At 66.0% G+C, this 17,150-nt stretch carries 11 protein-coding genes; 3 read left to right on the top strand and 8 right to left on the bottom strand.

The annotated features are described in order from the left end of the window. Positions 1-172: 172 nt before the first annotated feature. A complete protein-coding gene (locus ACOYYX_RS07260; RefSeq protein ID WP_422929263.1) occupies positions 173-1,054 on the bottom strand; it encodes a LysR family transcriptional regulator in 882 nt (293 codons plus the stop codon). A gap of 283 nt (positions 1,055-1,337) precedes the next feature. Here ACOYYX_RS07260 and katG point away from each other — a divergent pair, with 283 nt between their 5' ends. Together katG and ACOYYX_RS07250 are read left to right on the top strand one after the other, a co-directional pair. Beyond that, the gene (gene katG, locus ACOYYX_RS07255; protein WP_422929262.1) at positions 1,338-3,776 is read left to right on the top strand and encodes a catalase/peroxidase HPI; all 2,439 of its coding nucleotides are present in this window, start codon (positions 1,338-1,340) and stop codon (positions 3,774-3,776) included. A 1,220-nt stretch (positions 3,777-4,996) separates the two neighbouring features. Further along, positions 4,997-6,742: a glycoside hydrolase family 16 protein gene (locus ACOYYX_RS07250; protein ID WP_422929261.1), complete on the top strand. Its 1,746-nt coding sequence runs from the start codon at positions 4,997-4,999 to the stop codon at positions 6,740-6,742. 531 nt (positions 6,743-7,273) lie between these two features. On the opposite strand, the gene ACOYYX_RS07245 is transcribed toward ACOYYX_RS07250, so the two are convergent. The 7 genes from ACOYYX_RS07245 to ACOYYX_RS07215 form a co-directional block, all read right to left on the bottom strand. Next, positions 7,274-8,281, bottom strand: a complete 1,008-nt coding sequence (locus ACOYYX_RS07245; protein ID WP_422929260.1) for a hypothetical protein — start codon at positions 8,279-8,281, stop codon at positions 7,274-7,276. A gap of 225 nt (positions 8,282-8,506) precedes the next feature. Next, on the bottom strand, positions 8,507-9,175 hold the full coding sequence (locus ACOYYX_RS07240; protein WP_422929259.1) for a hypothetical protein: 669 nt from the start codon (positions 9,173-9,175) through the stop codon (positions 8,507-8,509). 1,484 nt (positions 9,176-10,659) lie between these two features. Then, positions 10,660-10,863: a DUF350 domain-containing protein gene (locus tag ACOYYX_RS07235; protein ID WP_422929258.1), complete on the bottom strand. Its 204-nt coding sequence runs from the start codon at positions 10,861-10,863 to the stop codon at positions 10,660-10,662. A 14-nt stretch (positions 10,864-10,877) separates the two neighbouring features. After that, entirely contained in the window at positions 10,878-12,038 is a 1,161-nt protein-coding gene (gene hxsC, locus ACOYYX_RS07230) for a His-Xaa-Ser system radical SAM maturase HxsC (protein ID WP_422929257.1), read from the bottom strand. A gap of 28 nt (positions 12,039-12,066) precedes the next feature. Next, positions 12,067-13,455 carry a His-Xaa-Ser system radical SAM maturase HxsB gene (hxsB, locus tag ACOYYX_RS07225; protein ID WP_422931600.1) on the bottom strand — a complete coding sequence of 463 codons (1,389 nt, stop codon included), beginning with the start codon at positions 13,453-13,455 and terminating at the stop codon, positions 12,067-12,069. A 123-nt stretch (positions 13,456-13,578) separates the two neighbouring features. Then, positions 13,579-13,932 (bottom strand): His-Xaa-Ser system protein HxsD, encoded by a 354-nt coding sequence (hxsD, locus tag ACOYYX_RS07220; protein WP_422929256.1) that lies wholly within the window; start codon positions 13,930-13,932, stop codon positions 13,579-13,581. A 90-nt stretch (positions 13,933-14,022) separates the two neighbouring features. Next, positions 14,023-14,850, bottom strand: coding sequence for a hypothetical protein (locus ACOYYX_RS07215; RefSeq protein ID WP_422929255.1), 828 nt, complete (start codon positions 14,848-14,850; stop codon positions 14,023-14,025). Positions 14,851-15,235: 385 nt separating this feature from the next. On the opposite strand from ACOYYX_RS07215, the gene ACOYYX_RS07210 reads away from it, so the two are divergent. Continuing rightward, positions 15,236-17,107 (top strand): GDSL-type esterase/lipase family protein, encoded by a 1,872-nt coding sequence (locus tag ACOYYX_RS07210; protein WP_422929254.1) that lies wholly within the window; start codon positions 15,236-15,238, stop codon positions 17,105-17,107. Positions 17,108-17,150 lie beyond the last annotated feature (43 nt).

Here is a 17,150-nt window from a genome sequence, read left to right as displayed (position 1 = left end):
CGATCTGATGCGAAGGATCGCCGGGGACCGCGAACCGGCCGGGCAATCGGCCTCAAACCTCCTGTCGCTGCGTCCCGATTATTAAAAAACATATAATAAAATTAGACGTTTTCATGCTTAAACTCGTCTTTCGGAGCCTACGTACGGGATCGAGAGGCACAAGGCTGCGGCGTCATCGGCCGATGCTGCCGCGTTTCAGGTGGTCGCGGAAGGCTTGCAGGAGGCGGCTCTGGAAGCGGTAGGGGTTCCAGGCGACGGCGATGGTGCGCGTGGGCCTGGGGCGGGTGAGGGAGCGGTAGATGCGGCGGTCGCTCTGGTCGCGGAGGCGGGCCATCGCGGGGATCATCGAGACGCCGTGGGAGAGGGAGACGAGCTCCTGGACCATCGCCAGCTGGCTCGTGCGCTCGACGGCCACCGGCTGAAACGAGCGCTGGCGGCAGAAGGAGACGATGTTCTCGGAGAGGCAATGGGCTTCGTCCAGCAGGACGAAGGGGTATGGCTCCACGTCGTCGAGGCGGATCTGCGGACGGGAGGCTAAAGGATGGTCGGGGGGGAGGACGAGGAGGAGCTCCTCCTCGAAGAGGGGCTCGACCTCGAGGTAACGCTCGCGAACCGGCAAGGCGACGATCGCCAGGTCGACCTCGCCTTGCGCGCAGGCCTTCAGGAGGGCGTCGGTGGTGTTCTCCTGCACGACGACCGTTGCCTTCGGGTGCGTTGCGGCGAACTGGCCGAGGAGTTCGGGCAGGAAATAGGGCGCGATCGTGGGGATCGCCCCGACGCGGATCCGGCCGGTTTCGCCGTCGTCGGTGAGCTCGGCGCGGGTGTCGTCGAGGATCGTGAGGACCTGCTGGGCCCGCTTCTGGAGCAGGAGACCGGCGTCGGTGAGGGCGACGGATCGGGTCTTGCGCTCGAAGAGCGGGAGGCCGAATTCCTCCTCGAGCCTCTGGATCGAACGGCTGAGCGTCGACTGGGAGACCTCCAGGTCCTCGGCGGCCCTCGTGAAGTTACCCCGGCTCGCGACCCGGAGGAAGTGCCGCAACTGATCCAGTTCCATCCCGAATCTCCAGGCCCGTGATCATGCACCCCAGGCATGATACCGATCCGCGAGACGCATTGGACCAGCCATTAGCCTCTTGCGATACTGCAACGCGTCGCCGACGATTCAGCGAGCCAGGGGTCTGGCCCGGTTCCTCGTCCGGATGATCGTCGCCGCGCGCCGGCCGTCGTCGCCCTTCGACGATGCGCCCCGGAAGAGACGCGAGGTCGGCCGGACCCGACCCGTCGGCGAGCCGTCCCGGCAGCAGAGAACGAACTTCAACAGCCATCTGGGAGGGACTATGAGGACGACTACCCGCCTCGCCCATGCGTTCACGAGCCTCGCGGTGCTCTGCGCCACCGCGCCCGCGATCGCCCACGACTCGCCTCCCGCCGAAGCGGAGGGCCAGGAAGCGGCCCCCGTCTCCAAGTGCCCGGTGACGGGCGCCGTCCGGGCCCTCACCGGCCTCGCCAGGGCCGATGCCCCCGCCTCCGCCCCCGCGCACGGGCCGAAAGGCGACGTCCAGGCCCCGCCGGCCTACGACGCCCCCGCCCCCAAGGCCATGTCGAACCGAGACTGGTGGCCCAACGAGCTGAACCTGCAGATCCTCCACCAGAACTCCCCGAGGAGCAACCCGCTCGGCGAGACCTTCAACTACGCCAAGGAGTTCAAGACCCTCGACATCGAGGCCGTCAAGAAGGACATCCACAAGGCCCTGACGACCTCGCAGGACTGGTGGCCGGCCGACTACGGCCACTACGGCCCCCTCTTCATCCGGATGGCATGGCACAGCGCGGGGACGTACCGGATCGGCGACGGCCGCGGCGGCGCCGGGGACGGCACCCAGCGGTTCGCCCCGCTCAATAGCTGGCCCGACAACGCGAACCTCGACAAGGCCCGCCGGCTCCTCTGGCCGATCAAGCAGAAGTACGGCCGCAAGCTCTCGTGGGCCGACCTCATGATCCTCACGGGGAATTGCGCCCTGGAGTCGATGGGGCTCAAGCCCTTCGGCTTCGCCGGGGGCCGCGAGGACGTCTGGGAGCCGCAGCTCGACGTCAACTGGGGCCCCGAGCGTGAATGGCTCGGCGGCGAACGCTACGACGGCAAGGACATGGAGAAGCCCCTCGGCGCCACGCAGATGGGCCTGATCTACGTCAACCCCGAGGGCCCCAAGGGCAAGCCAGACCCCGTCGCCGCGGCCCACGGCATCCGCCTGACCTTCGGCCGGATGGCCATGACCGATGAGGAGACCGTCGCCCTGATCGCCGGCGGCCATACGTTCGGCAAGGCCCATGGCGCCGCCGACCCGAAGAAGTTCGTCGGCCCCGCCCCCGAAGGCGCGGGGCTGCTCGCCCAGGGGCTCGGCTGGCTCAGCTCGTTCGGCAAGGGCAAGGGGGACGACACGATCACCAGCGGCCTCGAAGGCGCGTGGTCGACCACCCCGACGAAGTGGTCGAACGACTACTTCGACAACCTCTTCGGCTACGAGTGGGAGCTGACCAAGAGCCCCGCCGGCGCCTATCAGTGGAAGCCGAAGGACAAGGCGGGCGACGGCTCCGTCCCCGACGCCCACGACCCGAAGAAGTCGCACGCCCCGATCATGTTCACGACCGACCTCGCCTTGAAGCTGGACCCCGAGTACGGCAAGATCTCCAAGCGGTTCCACGAACACCCCGAGGAGTTCCGCCTCGCCTTCGCCAAGGCCTGGTACAAGCTGACCCACCGCGACATGGGACCACGCCAGCGCCTGCTCGGCTCCAACGTCCCCGAGGCGCAGCTCTGGCAGGATCCGATCCCCGTCGCGAAGGGTACGAAGATCACCGACGAGGACGTCGCGCAGCTCAAGCGTCGGATCGCCGACTCCGGCCTGTCCGTCTCGGAGCTCGTCTCGACCGCCTGGGCCTCGGCGTCGACCTTCCGCGGCTCCGACTATCGCGGCGGCGCCAACGGCGGCCGGATCCGGCTCGAGCCGCAGAAAGACTGGAAGGTCAACGACCCGGCCGACCTCGCCAAGGTCCTCAAGGCCTATGAGAAGATCCAGGGCGACTTCAACGCCGCACAGAAGGACGGCAAGAAGGTCTCGCTGGCCGACCTGATCGTCCTCGGCGGCGGCGTGGGCGTCGAGCAGGCCGCGAAGAAGGCGGGCCGCGAGGTCCGCGTTCCGTTCAGCCCGGGCCGCACCGACGCCTCGCAGGATCAGACCGACGTCAAGTCGTTCGCCGCCCTCGAGCCGATGTCGGACGGCTTCCGCAACTATCTCGGCGACGGCAAGGGCCGCCCGCCCGAGGAGCGCCTCATCGATCGTGCCCAGCTCCTGACCCTCTCGGGCCCCGAGCTCGCCGTCCTCGTCGCCGGCCTGCGGGTCCTGGACGCGAACGCCGGCGACTCCAAGCACGGCGTCTTCACCGAGCGTCCCGGCACGCTGACCAACGACTTCTTCGTGAACCTGCTCGACATGGGCACCGACTGGAAGAAGGCCTCCGACGACGACAACGTCTTCGAGGGCCGCGACCGCCAGTCGGGCAAGGTGAAGTGGACCGCGACGCGGGTCGACCTCGTCTTCGGCTCCAACTCGCAGCTCCGCGCCATCGCCGAGGCCTATGCCTCGAGCGACGCCCAGGACAAGTTCACCGACGACTTCGTCGCCGCCTGGACCAAGGTGATGAACCTCGACCGCTACGACCTCGACCCCGCCTTCACCGAGGGCCCCAAGGCCCTCGCCCAGGCCGGGCAGAAGTGAGCCTCAGAGAGTTAGCCATCCCGGCCCGGTCTACCCTGACCGGGCCTCACCCAACGACGCGACCCAGTTCGTGTAATCCCCGGCAGGCGGCGAACCCCGAGCGGTTCACCGCCTGTCTTCGATTTCGCGGTGACATTGAGGACGCCCCGCGAACCGCCGACCGATCACCCCTGCTGCACACGACCAGCCCGGCCGAAAACCCTGGTTAAGTCAACGTCCCAAGCCACCAAGCGATGGCGTAACCTCTCGGATTCATGTAGACTTTCTGAATGATCCGCGAGCGGCGGTTCTGACCAATCAAAATCCATGGTAAATAAACAAGAATCATGTTGGCGACGCGAGCAAAAACGATAGCAGTCATCTTCGTCGTACCATTGGTCTTAGGCGTCCTCCTGGGGCTTTACAACAAACATCATGCCCCGTTTTTGCATGCTTTCATCTCATCGACAGTGCTTACCGTGACTGTGATTGCGCTGGAACGCTCGAGAGTCGACAGGAATGCGCCTCTCGACTACCTGACAAGCATGGCTTTTGCAGCCCTGTTTTCCACTCAGAACATACCAATAACGTATCGGGTCGGGGTTGAGCTTTTTGTGGTTATCGCGAACTTTCTGATAATTCAATATGCAAGAAGTCTTCGATTTAAACTCCTCAGGCCACGCAAGGATTAAGTTGCCCCGCAGTGATCGACGACATTGATCGTGCTTTTGTGGAGATCCTTCGATAGGGCCGAAAAGAGTCACTCCCTTCCGAAGACGACTCCTCGGATCGTGTGTCAAGCGGATGAAATCCGAAGTCGCCAAGGCCACACGATAGGGTAGTCGCGATTGGAACAATCGGGGTTGCGCAGCGACAAGAGGCCCACCGCAGTCCACCCCGGCCGATCGCCGGACGCCCGCATTGCAATTCTCCTGGCAACCTCGCGGCTCCCGGAAACCTATGTGACTGGCCCATAAGTAGCCCGAACGGGTCTCGGGGTCACGTAGAAATGCAAAGAGAACGTGCCACGACCCCAGCGACACCACCGATAAGCCTTCCCATCGACCCAAGCGATCCCTCCTCTGCCCCAAGGGCTTGATGACCAAGGGCCTTCTTCCGGGTCTCGCCCGAATCCGGACGATCGGCGGCCGGGCGAGGCTTGACCCGTCCAGGTCGACGTCTCGACAATCGTGATAAGTAGGCATTCCCGATTCCCTCCCGGATCGTTGAGGACCGACCTGATGCGCCCCATGCTCAAATTGATGGTGCTCTCGGCCTTGCTCGCCCACGCGGAGGTCGCGGATGCGGCGGGCACGACGCCGGTCATGGTCCAGGATTTCGAGAAGGCGTCGGCGCTGCCTGCGATCTGGGTGGTCAACATCCCGAATGAGAATGCGCAGGTTAGGCTCTCGGCCGAGGCCCCGTTCGGCGGGAAGCAATGCGTCGGGCTCCGCTATCGCTTCAACGCCGAGGGGCCGTTCGAGTACCTGGGGTTGACCAATAAGGTCAACATCCTCGCGCCCGTCCACAAGCTCCGGTTCGCGCTGCTCGGGGACGGCTCCGGCTGCACGTACGGCGTCCGACTCCTGGACGCGAAAGGGGAGACGCACCAGTACGGGACGAACACCGGGCAAGGGGGCCGCATCGACTTCAAGGGGTGGAAGGAAGTCGCCTTCGACCTCGACGCCGGCCACGAGACCTGGGACGGCGACAAGAACGGCAAGATCGACTACCCGATCACCGAGGTCATTTTCAACATCGGCCAGCCGACCGAGGGCGGGAAGAACCTCGCCGCGAAGGGCGAGATCGCGATCGACTCGCTGGTCGTGGACTCCGAGTCGAATGAACATGAGACGCTCGGTAGCCGGATCGCCGTCGGCTCACCGGCCTATGGGGACGACGTCCGGGGGAATGTCCGCATTGCCGTCTCGGCCCCGGGCTTCAAGGAGCTGACGGCCCGGTCGTGGAAGCCGGGGGGGAAATTCGGCGCCGATTCCGTGGTCGCCGCCGTCGAGCTGGACGACAAGGGCGCCGGCTCATTCACCTTCCCCGCCGACCGATACCCGCACGGGCCGATCGCCGTGCGGATCTCCGGGCGGAGCGGCTCGCTCAACGACACCTGCTACCTCCAGCTCTACAACAAGGGCGGGATCTCCTGGAACGAGGGCATCCCCGAGGGGCCGCCGCCCGCGGCGCGGGGGATGACGCTGGCCTTCTCCGATGACTTCCAGGGGCCGCTCTCGATCTCCAGCACCGACCCCAGGGCCACGTACTACGACCACAAGCCGCCGAACGGCGCCCAGGACTTCAGCGCCCACGCCTTCACCGGGCGCGAGGCCCCGGGAAACCCGTTTTTCCAGGTCGATTCGTACCTCCGGATCCGCGCGAGCGATAGACTGCGATCGGCGGGCCTGATCTCGTCGATGAAGAACGACGCCAGCGGCCTGAAGGTCTCCGTGCCGTGCTACTTCGAGGCCCGCTTCCTCGGCCCGAACGCCGTCGGCGCCTGGCCCGGGTTCTGGGTGATGACCGATTACATGAGCGACTACAAGCTCAAGGGGGACAAGACTCCCTGCGACGAGCTCGACATCATCGAGGCCTACGGCGGCGACGGCCCCGGCTCGCCCAACGCCGACGATCGCTACATGATCTCCCCCCATTGCTGGAACCAGGGGGACGCCGGCAAGGCGATCGAGGATCGGGCTTATAAGGGGATGAACAACCCCATCCGGATGCGGAAATTCGGCGTGCCTTCGACCTGGTTCGAGTCGCCCCACACCTACGGCTGCAAGGTCCTCGAAGACGTGACCATCTACTATTGCGACGACGTCGAGGTCGGGCGCCACGACACGCTCCCGATCTGCCGGGAGCGTCCGCTCTTCTTCATGGTCGACCTCGCCACCGGCGGCGGCTGGCCCGTCGACCTCTCCCGCTACGACGGCCGGGCCGATATGTATATCGACTATATCCGTGTCTACAAGAAATGACCGACGCGTGCCGGTGACGTCGCTGGGAGAGTCTTGGGTTCGCATCACCGTCCCACGGCGGATCACCGAGCCCCCTGCCCCATCCCCGGAGAGAATTATGTCCGCGGTTCTGCGAGCCCAAGGAAGAGACTTCGCCCCGGATCGCTTCTGCTCCGGGAGCCCTCTCGAGCCCTGCGCAGCCTTCCGCCGGGGCGAGCCATCCCGACGTTGTGTGTGCGAGAGTTCTCCGGGATCAACCTCGATCTGAGCGACGCCGGCTTCGACGAGTTCCCTCGCCAGGTCGAAGAGGCCACGGCCTTCCTGGGGCCCACAAGGAAGACCTCCTCCGCCTCCGCACTTACCCCGGAATCGAGTCGATGTGCATCGACTTCGGCATCGCCCGCCGAGATGTCTACGTCCAGTGCGACTACTTCCCCCCCCTCGCTGATCCGCCTCGCCGGCGAGCTTGGCCCGGGCATCGAGCTCTCGCAGTACCCCGTCCAGGAGGATGAAGGCCCAACGAGCAATCACACCTGAATTTGATTCCGCTAATCAGTCCCGGAACAGCCTCTTCCGAAGCCCGATCGCCCCGAGGACCATCGACGCCGCCAGCGCCAACGAACCCGGCTCGGGCACGGGCGTCGCCCAGGCCAGGCCCGACTCGAAGGTGACGACGTGGCCCGCGTCCACGACGCTGGTGCCATCGGGCAGCGTGATGTCGTCCAGCGAGAGCGAGAAAGTCCCGGGGGCCATGTCGATGCTGGAATTGCTCTGCGGGAAGCCGCCGTCCATGGTGGACTTGAGGCCCAGGTCGAACGCCGAGGTCCATCCATTCGCATCGACCGGCAGGTTCAGGTAGGCCATGACGTGATAGATCGGCGTGGACCAAGGATTCGACGAGTTGACCACATTCTGGGCCGAGGCGAACCCCTGCTTCACGAACCATGCCGAGATGTCGCTGGAATGGTACGCCGGGTCTCCCCAGGTGCTCTGGTCGTTGAGCTGGATATGCTGATTCCCGATCTGGACATCCAATGTCCCTCCCCTCGGCGAATCAAACAAGGTTCGCGTATAACCCCAGACCGGGCTCAGGTCCATGCCGACGCCGAGTCGGATCGAATCCGGGATCACCCCGTTGGCGTCGGGGCCGATGTGAATCCGGTCGCCGTCCCAGGAGGCCTGGGCGATCGACTGGGCGGGCACGGGGCTCTGGTAGTCGTAAGGCGACGTCCCGGGGTTGCCGACCGAGTACGTCGCGTTCACCTGCAGGAGATTATCGGCCGTGCCGTTCACCCGGGCGTCGGCCGTCCCTCCGGCGTCGACCTTGTAGGCCCCGGGGAACGGGTCGTAGACGCTCGCGTAGGAAAATGTTGTCGAGCCTCGGACGGCTGACTCGGAGTGACTCCCCTGCTCCGAGGACGTCTGGCCCAGCGACTCGACCGAGGTGCTGCCGCCGTTCCAGGACGTGATAGGGTCCGCGTGGAGAACCGGCCCGGCGAAGACCCCGCCCCCGAACCATCCCAGGAAGAAAATCGCCCGGCGCATCCCTGTCCAACCCATGAGATCCATCTCCCAGTCGGTGCATCTCTTCCAAGATTGGGTGCCGTCTCAGACTGATTGGGGGGGATAAAGTTTGTCGCAATTCCTTGGGACCATGTCAACTTGAGATCGGCCGGGGGTTGGACTCTCCCCAGGGCAAGGCGTGCCTCGGCGTGAACCAATGCCACGAATTCCAATCGTTGACGCTTCCTGCCTCGAGTGTCGCGACAGGTCAAGTGCCCCTCGTCAGGGGAGTTCCTCTTCGCTGTCGTCGAGGTCGTAAATGCCGTCAGCCCCCCAGCGCACGGCCTGGAACCGCTCGATATCCCAGAAACGGATCGGCCGCACTCGGTCGGGCCACTCCTCGCGGCCGGGCAGGTCGAACTCGTGGCGGAGGTAGTCGGCCAGGTCGAAGCCGTAATGGATGATATCCGTCTGGTGGACGGAGAAGACCGGGTTCCCGGATTCCTGCGGTTCCTCCGGCATCATGCGGTGGGCGAAGATCGGGATCAGTTTCGGGGCGGCCAGCACGATTTCCTCGCCCCGTCGAAGTGCCTCGGCCATCGTGGCGGGACGCGGGCCCCACTCGTCCAACCAGAACCCGTTTCGCTCGATGTCGAACAGGACGCCGGATCGCGGGATGTCGAGCCATTCTCGAAGCGCGGCCTCATCTCCCGACCGCCAGTCGGGGAATTCAGGCCCCTTCGGGAGCGCCGTCTGGAGGAAATCGCGGAGGTCGGGCGGGAATCGGAAACCGAATCTGCGTTCGGCCGCGACGATCTCGCCATCGGACATGCCCGCATCGAACTCGACCTGCTGAAGTGGTGCCTGTTCCTCGAAAGAATCAGCCTCGAAATCGCGGCCACGTAGTTGCTCGACCAGGTCTTGCCAATCCTTGCGATCCATCATCGGCATGCCTCGAACTCCGGCGTCTCTCAAACCGTCAACGCAACCTCGACGACACTACCGCCCCCCTTATCGTCGCGATAGTGCCGCACGCTCAGAAAAGCTCCAGTTCGCCCCTGCCGAGGGGTCCATGAAACGCTTCGCAACTTCCTGCATTACTCGATCGAATCACAAACGGAAAGAGCAGCATCAATAGCACCCAATAAATTCGAACATTAATATTTTTTAATTTTATGATTCAATTTCAACGGCCATTTGCCCCATCTCCTCCGTATGCACGAACTCCTCCGCGATTGGTTCGGGCGGAGGTATCATTCGGGCGGGTCTCACCTCCCGTTGCGCCACGGTACTTCGATGGGGACGGGCCTCCCTCATCGGGCGGCCGCGATTGTGACGATCGGGGCGATCCGGGAAGGGTGTGACCGCCGGAAAGAGAGCAGTCGACAACGCGTCGCTTTGCGAGTCGGATGTTCCGACGGCTGCCACCCTTGTCGCCTGAGGCGAGTGACGCCCGATCGCTTTGACGAGTTCGCGGATGTGATCCATCCCGGCCCGGTCCTCGAAGCCCGAGTTCGAGGAACCCTCGACACCCAGATGCCGCGAAACCTCGACCGTCTAACGCCTAACGATCGTTCCGAGCCCGTATACATTCACTAGCCGTGTTATCACACTGGCTCCTCCAGTCACCGTGAAAGCCGTCCCTATTGCACGAGGCGAGGATCAGACCATGATGGTCGATATGTTAACTATGGCGATGGTCAACTTATTCGACGGCGCCGGGAAATGCTCAGGCGTTCGACATGCGGAATCTGGATGTACGGAAGCCGGTCATCTGCAACACCCTCAGCCCCGGAGGCGTGAGGTCTCCGCACGAGTTGGGTTGGGTCCGCAAAGGCGGATCACCGCCCAGGCCGGCTACGCTCGAGGCCGGTGCCCTCGTTCACGGGGCTACATCGATTCGGCCGGGAGGACGAACCGAGGCTCGCGTCGACAAAATCGATAGTCCCTGCATGGCGACGGTAACAATAAGATTCGGACGCTCCGGATCGGCGCGAAGGGAGTGGCGTCGCAAGCCTGACGATGATCCTGAGACTCCGTCGCAGCACGAATGATTAGCGACGGAAGTGCGGTAAGTATGGCGAGGTCCGCGACGACGGTGGCCAATTATTCATCAGATCGAAACGGTTTGAGTTGCAACATTCATGACAAATTCTGAATCGCCTTGACGTGTCCGAAATCTTGTCCTAGGAATACCTGTCGGGTTGCCGCTCGAGGTGACTCGCCAGGTATGCCTCCATCTTTACCCTGACGACCGTGTCGGGGAAACTGCACCCCGGCCCGGCCCTTCTCTGGCCGGGCCGGGGCGCCCATCACTCCGCTCGCCTTCGCGGCATCGGGCCCACGGGCGGAAGCCCGTCGAGAATGCTCGTCGGCAGGCCTCGGGGCGATCGGGGCGAGGATCGGCGCCTCGGCTCGAATCCCGCCAGGCGGGCTCAGCCGCCGACGGTGCGGCCGATGATGTAGCAGATGCCGATGAGGAAGGCCCCGACGACGACCGCCACGGCCATGTTGCCCTTGCGGATCTCCTCGGCGAAATCCACCTTGGTCTCGATCAGGTCGAAGAGCTTGTAGCCGAAGGCGCTCAGCAGGACTCCGAGCGTGCCGTACAGGGCCGAGAAGGCGAGGTTCATCCACATGGGGGAAGTCACTCTCAAGGGTTGATGAGGGTCGGGGCTTCGGCGAAAGGACGGATGTGGGCCGAGCGGCGCAGCGTCGACGAGGCGAAGAAGCCGCCGCAGTCGTCGCGAAAGGCGCAACGGCCGCACTCCTCGAGGTACTCGTTCTTCCAGTCGGAGATGCTCTTGCGGGCGATCGGCCAGAGGACCCGGTCGAGCACGCAGAGCTGGTGGTTGTATATCGACACGTGCATCCCGTTTCGCTGGAGATGCGAAGCTGCCTCGACGAGTTGGGGCTGGTAGTCGACGGGGTCGACCCAGAGGGCCTCCAGATTCATCTTCACGAAGCCCATCATCTCCAGGCCCATCAGCGCGACGTGATCCACGAACGGGAGATTGCGGGCGATGAACCGGGCGAGCTGCGGCAGGCGGTCGACGGTCTGCCGGTGCAAGACGACCCGGATCTCGACCGGGACCCCGCAGCGCCCGAGGTTCATGATCCCCCGGATCGTCTGGTCGAACGCCCCCTCGGCCTGCACCACGAGGTCGTGCCGGTGGGGGACGTCGGAATAGAGCGGGATGCCGATCATCAGGTCGGGATGCCCGATCGCGGCGACCTCGCGCGCGAGCGAGAGGTAGTTGAACAGCCGCCCGTTCGAGAGCATGTGCACCGAGGTGTCGGGCAGCCAATCGCGGCAGGAGCGGAGGATCTCGAGCAGGCCGTCGCCCAGCAGGGTCGGCTCGCCGCCGGTGATCCCCAGCTCCCTCGTCTCGGGGGACATCAGGGGGATCGCCTCGAGATAGGCGTCGACGAGGTGGTCGTCGAGGGCCGCCTTGGGGGGCTGCGAGCACATCACGCAATAGCTATTGCAGCGCTCGGTCAGCAGCATGGCGTTGCTGTTGGCGTTGCGCCGGTACATGACCCAGAGGTCCCCCGAGCGGGGGCTGATCCGGATGATGTCGCCGTCGTCGAGGTATTGCAAGGGCCCCGGGATCGCCCAGGCGTCGGGCGTGGGGGGCTCGGAGCCCTCGGCGTGGAGATGGCCGAGGTAACCGGGTTTCGCGCGGCCTCCCTCATCGATGAAGTGGACCTCGCGGCTCGGATCCGGCGGGCGGCCCGAGTCGCCGCGCGAGACCCTGGCGACGAAGGGCTCGGCGTCGATGCGGCGGGGGAGTCGGGCGTGGAGCTTGATCATCGGTCGGGCGTCCCTCTTCCCTTCCTGGTCAGATCCAGGCCTTGAGGACCGCGGCCGCGCGCCCGTCGTCCTCGATGAGGCGGATCAGGTGTCGCATGACGCCCATATTCTTGCGGCAGAAGCCGCTCGACGGCTTGAACCCGACGGCGTCCCCCTGGGTCGCGTGGTGGTAGACGGGGTCGCTGCCGCAGTAGGGCTGGAAGCCGCAGTCGACGCACATCGGCATCCCCTCGGTCATCGTCCCGGAGAGGACGTCCAGGAGCGTGTCGGAGAGCATCACGTCGTCGAAGCTGTCCGTCATCAGGTTCCCGAGCCGGAAGCGGCGGTCGCCGGTCTCGGCGAGCATCCTGGCCTCGTCGGAGGCATAGATGTCGCCGTCATAATTGAAGATCAGCCCCGAGATGCCGATGCCCGCCGGCGACTGCAGGTCGACATACGCGGCCGGATAGGGGGTGAGCATCTTGCGGAGGATCAGGCTCGAATATTCCTCGCGGAAGGGGACGCCGCGATGGTTAAGCTCGATGATGTAGTCGAGGGTCGTGCGATAGAAGGCGAGCCACTCGTCGACGGTGTACTTGCGGACGAGCCCCGTCTTCACCGCGAACCCGTAAGGGCTCAGAGGGCGGAGGAAGATGCTGGAGAAGCCGAGCCGGACGTACTCGTCGACGATCTCCTTGGGATAGGCGAGGCTCGCGGCGGTCGTCGTCATCAGGGCTGCGACGCCGTCGTGGCCGAGGAATTCGCGGGCGCGGTGGATCCCGCTCTCGGCGAGCTCGTGGCTATCGCCGCCGGGCCTCGGCCGGTTCTGGTTGTGGAGGGCTTTGGGGCCGTCGAGGCTCGTGGAGAGGAAGATGCCGTGCTCCCGGCAGTATTCGAGCATCTCGTCGGTGATCGGCGAGAGGTTCGTGGCGATGACGAACTGGATGTCGCGGCCCTCGGCCCGATTCCTGGCCTCGACCCCTTCCACGACCCGGCTTATCAGGGGGAAGTTCAGGAGCGACTCGCCCCCCTGGAACTCGACCTTGATGGCGGGCGCGGGGCTCTGGAAGAGGAAGTCGATGGCGCGGTCGGCCGCCTCGGGGGTCATGTCGTACGCCTGGCGGTCGAGCGACTGCCGCGAGACCTGGCAGTAGGGGCAGCTATGGTCGCACCGCAGCGAGACCACGAACATGAACAGCGACGTGAAGTTCGCCAGCAGCGATTGCTTGGTGCGGTACTTCACCGCGAGCAGGTCGAGCGCCACGTCGGAGTCGCCCGCCATCGCGAAGTGCCGCGCCGCGAGGTCCTGGAAGGCGTCCGAGTCGACGTCCAGCTCGTGGCGGACGAACTTCGCGGCAGTCTCCTTGGGCAGGACGACGTACTCCCCCGCGAAGTTGGTCAGGACGTATCGGTCGGCGTCGAGTGCGACGAGGCGCATCGGCAGCAGGGCATACGTCCGCCCCGCCCGGGCGCGGAAGTGGTCGGGGCTTCGAAAGCGGTCGTTGAGGACGGGGAGCTGCAAGGGGTCGGGTCCAGGGGTCGCGGGACGGGTGTCTGGGGGTCAGCGGACGGGGCCTTGCGACCGGCCGATGTCGAGCGGGTCGTCGCGGAAGTCGGCGGTGTCCGCCTCGCCGGCGAGGCCGGAGAAGGCCTGGGCCATCAGGAGGTTGCGGACGCCCTGGGTCTCCTCGGCAATCGCCTCGCGGAGGTCCTGGTCGAGCAGCTCGTTGAGGAAGTCCCCCTCGAGTGCGGCGGGGTCGAAGTCTCTCGACTTCGCCGTCAGGCCGACGCGCATGCCGCCGTCGGCGAGGGCCTCGAGCTTCACGAAGCAGCGGTCGCCGACCCGGTAGGCCGCCTTCTTCACGGCCGACAGCCGATGGATGCGCGGGTCGACGATGACGGTGACGTCGGGCATGCTCATATGAAACCCTGAGGATCAGTAAAGGCGGGATGGCATCCGGGTCGTGCGGCCTGCCGGCCCCGGCTCCGGGCGCGGCCCGCGTCGTCAGTACGTCCGCTCGACGGTGAAGTAGTCGCCCTTCGGCGGCTTCATGCGGACCCACTGCCCGTCCTTCGAGATCGAGGTGAGCTTGCAGTCGCCGATGGTCTCGCCGACCCTCATCAGCTTGCGGTAGTCGCGGAGGAGGTCCTTGATGAAGGCCTTCTGCACGCCGTTGACGCGGCTGACGGTGATCAGTTGGAAGCGGTTCTTCGGGTCATTGAGGTCGATGGCCGGCCTGGCCGCCTCGGCCGGGGCGGGCGCGGCGACGTTCGCCTCGGCCGCGCCCGGGTCCATCGCGGGCGCCGGGTTCATCGCGTCCCCATCGGCCGGCGGGCCGACGGGCCTCGCGGGCGGGCGGAAGGCCGGGGCCGACGGGGCGATCGAAGGCGCCGTGGAGGTCGACGAGGAGCCGGAGCCAAACGACCTCGTCGAGCTGGAATAGTGCGACGAGTGCGACTGGTGCGTCGAGAAATTGGACGCCCCCGACACGTGCGACGTGTGCGAGGAATGCCTCGAGTAACTGGACGACCCCGAGACGTGAGACGAGTGCGAGGAATGCGACCGATGCGACCTGTGCCCGGTCAGGATCAGCCTGGCCCCGAGCCGGCTCGGCCTGAGCACCAGCGGCGGCGGGGTTTGCGACTCCGAGGCCTCGACCGGCCTGGCGACGCCTGCAATCGGCTCGGGCCGAGCCGCCGGAAGCGGCGTCCCATCGCCCCCCTGCCCGGCCGCCGCGTTCTCCGCGAGCAGTGCCGCCGCCGCGCCCGCGACGGTCCCCACCCTCAGCGCGAGCCTGGCGAGTCGTCCTTTCTGGCGCCCGTCTTCACCCATCGACGACTCCGAAGCCAGTGGTCGCGAACGCACCGAGATCGAGGCCGGCTCGAACGCGAAAATCCGAGGCGGGCTGCCGTCGTCGACGCCCTCGCCCCGGAATCCGTATCTACCATCAACACGACTTTAGCCTGTACGCCGCTTGATTGCAAGCATCTCGTGCAATCCGGCATGCGAGTCCACACCCTGCACCGGATTCAACGCGGACTCCCGCCGCACGCCTTCAGGCGTCGGTCTCGAGCCGCTCGATTCCATCGCCGATCCCAGTTAACCTATCCACAGGCGCAATACGCGAGTCGGGCCCGCATGATGCGACGACGGACGTCGACGGGCTATGAGTTTGGGATCGCGGACCTCGAATGCACGCAGGAGGCGGAGGCGAACCATGGCGCGTTTCTCGACATCGGCGATCGGCCTCAAGTGTCTGCTCGTCGGCCTGGGACTGATCGGCATGCCATCGACCGTCTCGGCCGACGCTCCCGAGGCGCGGGCTGTGCGCGTGGTTGTCCTCGGGGACTCGATCACGAAGGGGGTGCGGCCGGGCGTCCTTCCCGAGGAGACGTTCGCGGCGCTGGCGGAGCGTGCCCTGAGGGCCGACGGGATCGACGCCGAGGTCGTCAACCTCGGCATCGGCGGCGAGCGGACCGACCAGGCCCTGAAACGGCTCGACGCCGTGGGCGAACTCCGGCCGCGGGTCGTGACCGTGATGTACGGGACGAACGACAGTTATGTCGATCAGGGGGCGTCCTCGAGCCGGATCTCGCGCGAGGAGTACAAGGCGAACCTCCGGGCGATCGTCGCGGGCCTGCTCCTCCGCGGCATCGAGCCGATCCTCATGACCGAGCCGCGCTGGTCCGACAAGGCCTCGGCCAACGGGCTCGGCGAAGCCCCTAACGTCCGCCTCGCCCCCTACATGGAGGCATGCCGCGAGGTCGCCGCCGAGTGCTGCGTCCCGCTGGTAGACCACTTCGCCCGATGGACCGAGGCCCGCGCGAATGGCCAGGACCTGCACGCCTGGACCACCGATGGCTGCCATCCCGATCCGAAGGGTCACCGAGTGCTCGCCGAGACCCTGCTGCCGGTGCTCCGAACCAGCCTCGGCCCCTCGCCCGCGCCCGTCCGGTTCACGACCGAGCTGAGGACGATCCTCGAGCACGACGACGGTCAATTCCTCTGGTACCACCCGAGGGCGACGGCCATCCCGGGCGCCGACCCCGCGAGCCCGGGGGTCCTCATCACGCTCCAGAAGCACCTGAGGACATCGGATCATTATTCGGGCATGAGCCTATTGAGCAGCAACGACCTGGGGAAGACCTGGGCAGGCCCCCGCCCCGTGGCCGAGCTGGATTGGACCCATGAGCCGGGCGGGGTGGACGTGGCGGTCGCCGACGTCACCCCCATGTTGCACCCGCGCTCGGGGAAGGTGCTCGCCGTGGGCGCCCAGGTCCGCTACAGCTCAAAGGGGGAGCAGCTCGAGGACCGGCCCCGCTCCAACCAGACGGCCTACGCGGTGTTCGACCCGAAGTCGGGGCGCTGGACGCCCTGGCGGCGGGTCGAGATGCCGGCCGACGAGTCCTTCAACTTCGCCCGCAGCGCCTGCGCCCAGTTCGTCGTCGAACCCGACGGTTCGGTGCTCCTGCCGTTCTACGTCGCGAAGTCGGCCGACGTCCCCTACCGCGTCACGGTCGTCCGCTGCGCCTTCGACGGCGACGCGCTGACGTATCGCGAGCACGGCGACGTCCTCGCCCTGGACGTTGCGCGCGGGTTCTACGAGCCGTCGCTCGTGCGCCTCGGCGATCGATATTTCCTGACGATCCGCAACGACCTCAAGGGGTATGTCACATCAAGCGGCGACGGCCTTCACTTCCGCCCCGCGAAGGCCTGGACGTTCGACGACGGCGAGGACCTGGGGAGCTACAACACGCAGCAGCACTGGCTGACCCACGCGCAGGGCCTTTTCCTCGTCTACACCCGCCGAGGCGCGGGCAACGACCACATCCCTCGCCACCGCGCACCGCTCTTCATCGCCCAGGTCGATCCCGAGCGGCTCCGCGTCATCCGCGCCACCGAGCGGGTGCTCGTCCCCGAGCGCGGGGCCGAGTTGGGGAACTTCGGCGCGTCGAGCATCACCGACCGCGAGTCGTGGGTCACCGTCGCCGAGGGCATCTGGGATGACGACGCCCGCCGACGTGGTGCGAAAGGCGCCGTGTTCTCGGCCCGAATCCTCTGGGGAGAGCCGGCACCGGGGGCGGATTGACGGGTGTCACCCTCATCCCATCCCTGCACCAGCCCTGGTCCGT

The sequence above is a fragment of the Singulisphaera chitinilytica genome (assembly GCF_049331405.1).
Lineage (GTDB): Bacteria > Planctomycetota > Planctomycetia > Isosphaerales > Isosphaeraceae > PoT.
Note: the sequence above shows the minus strand (reverse complement) of the source record. Positions and strands in the feature narration are given on the sequence as shown.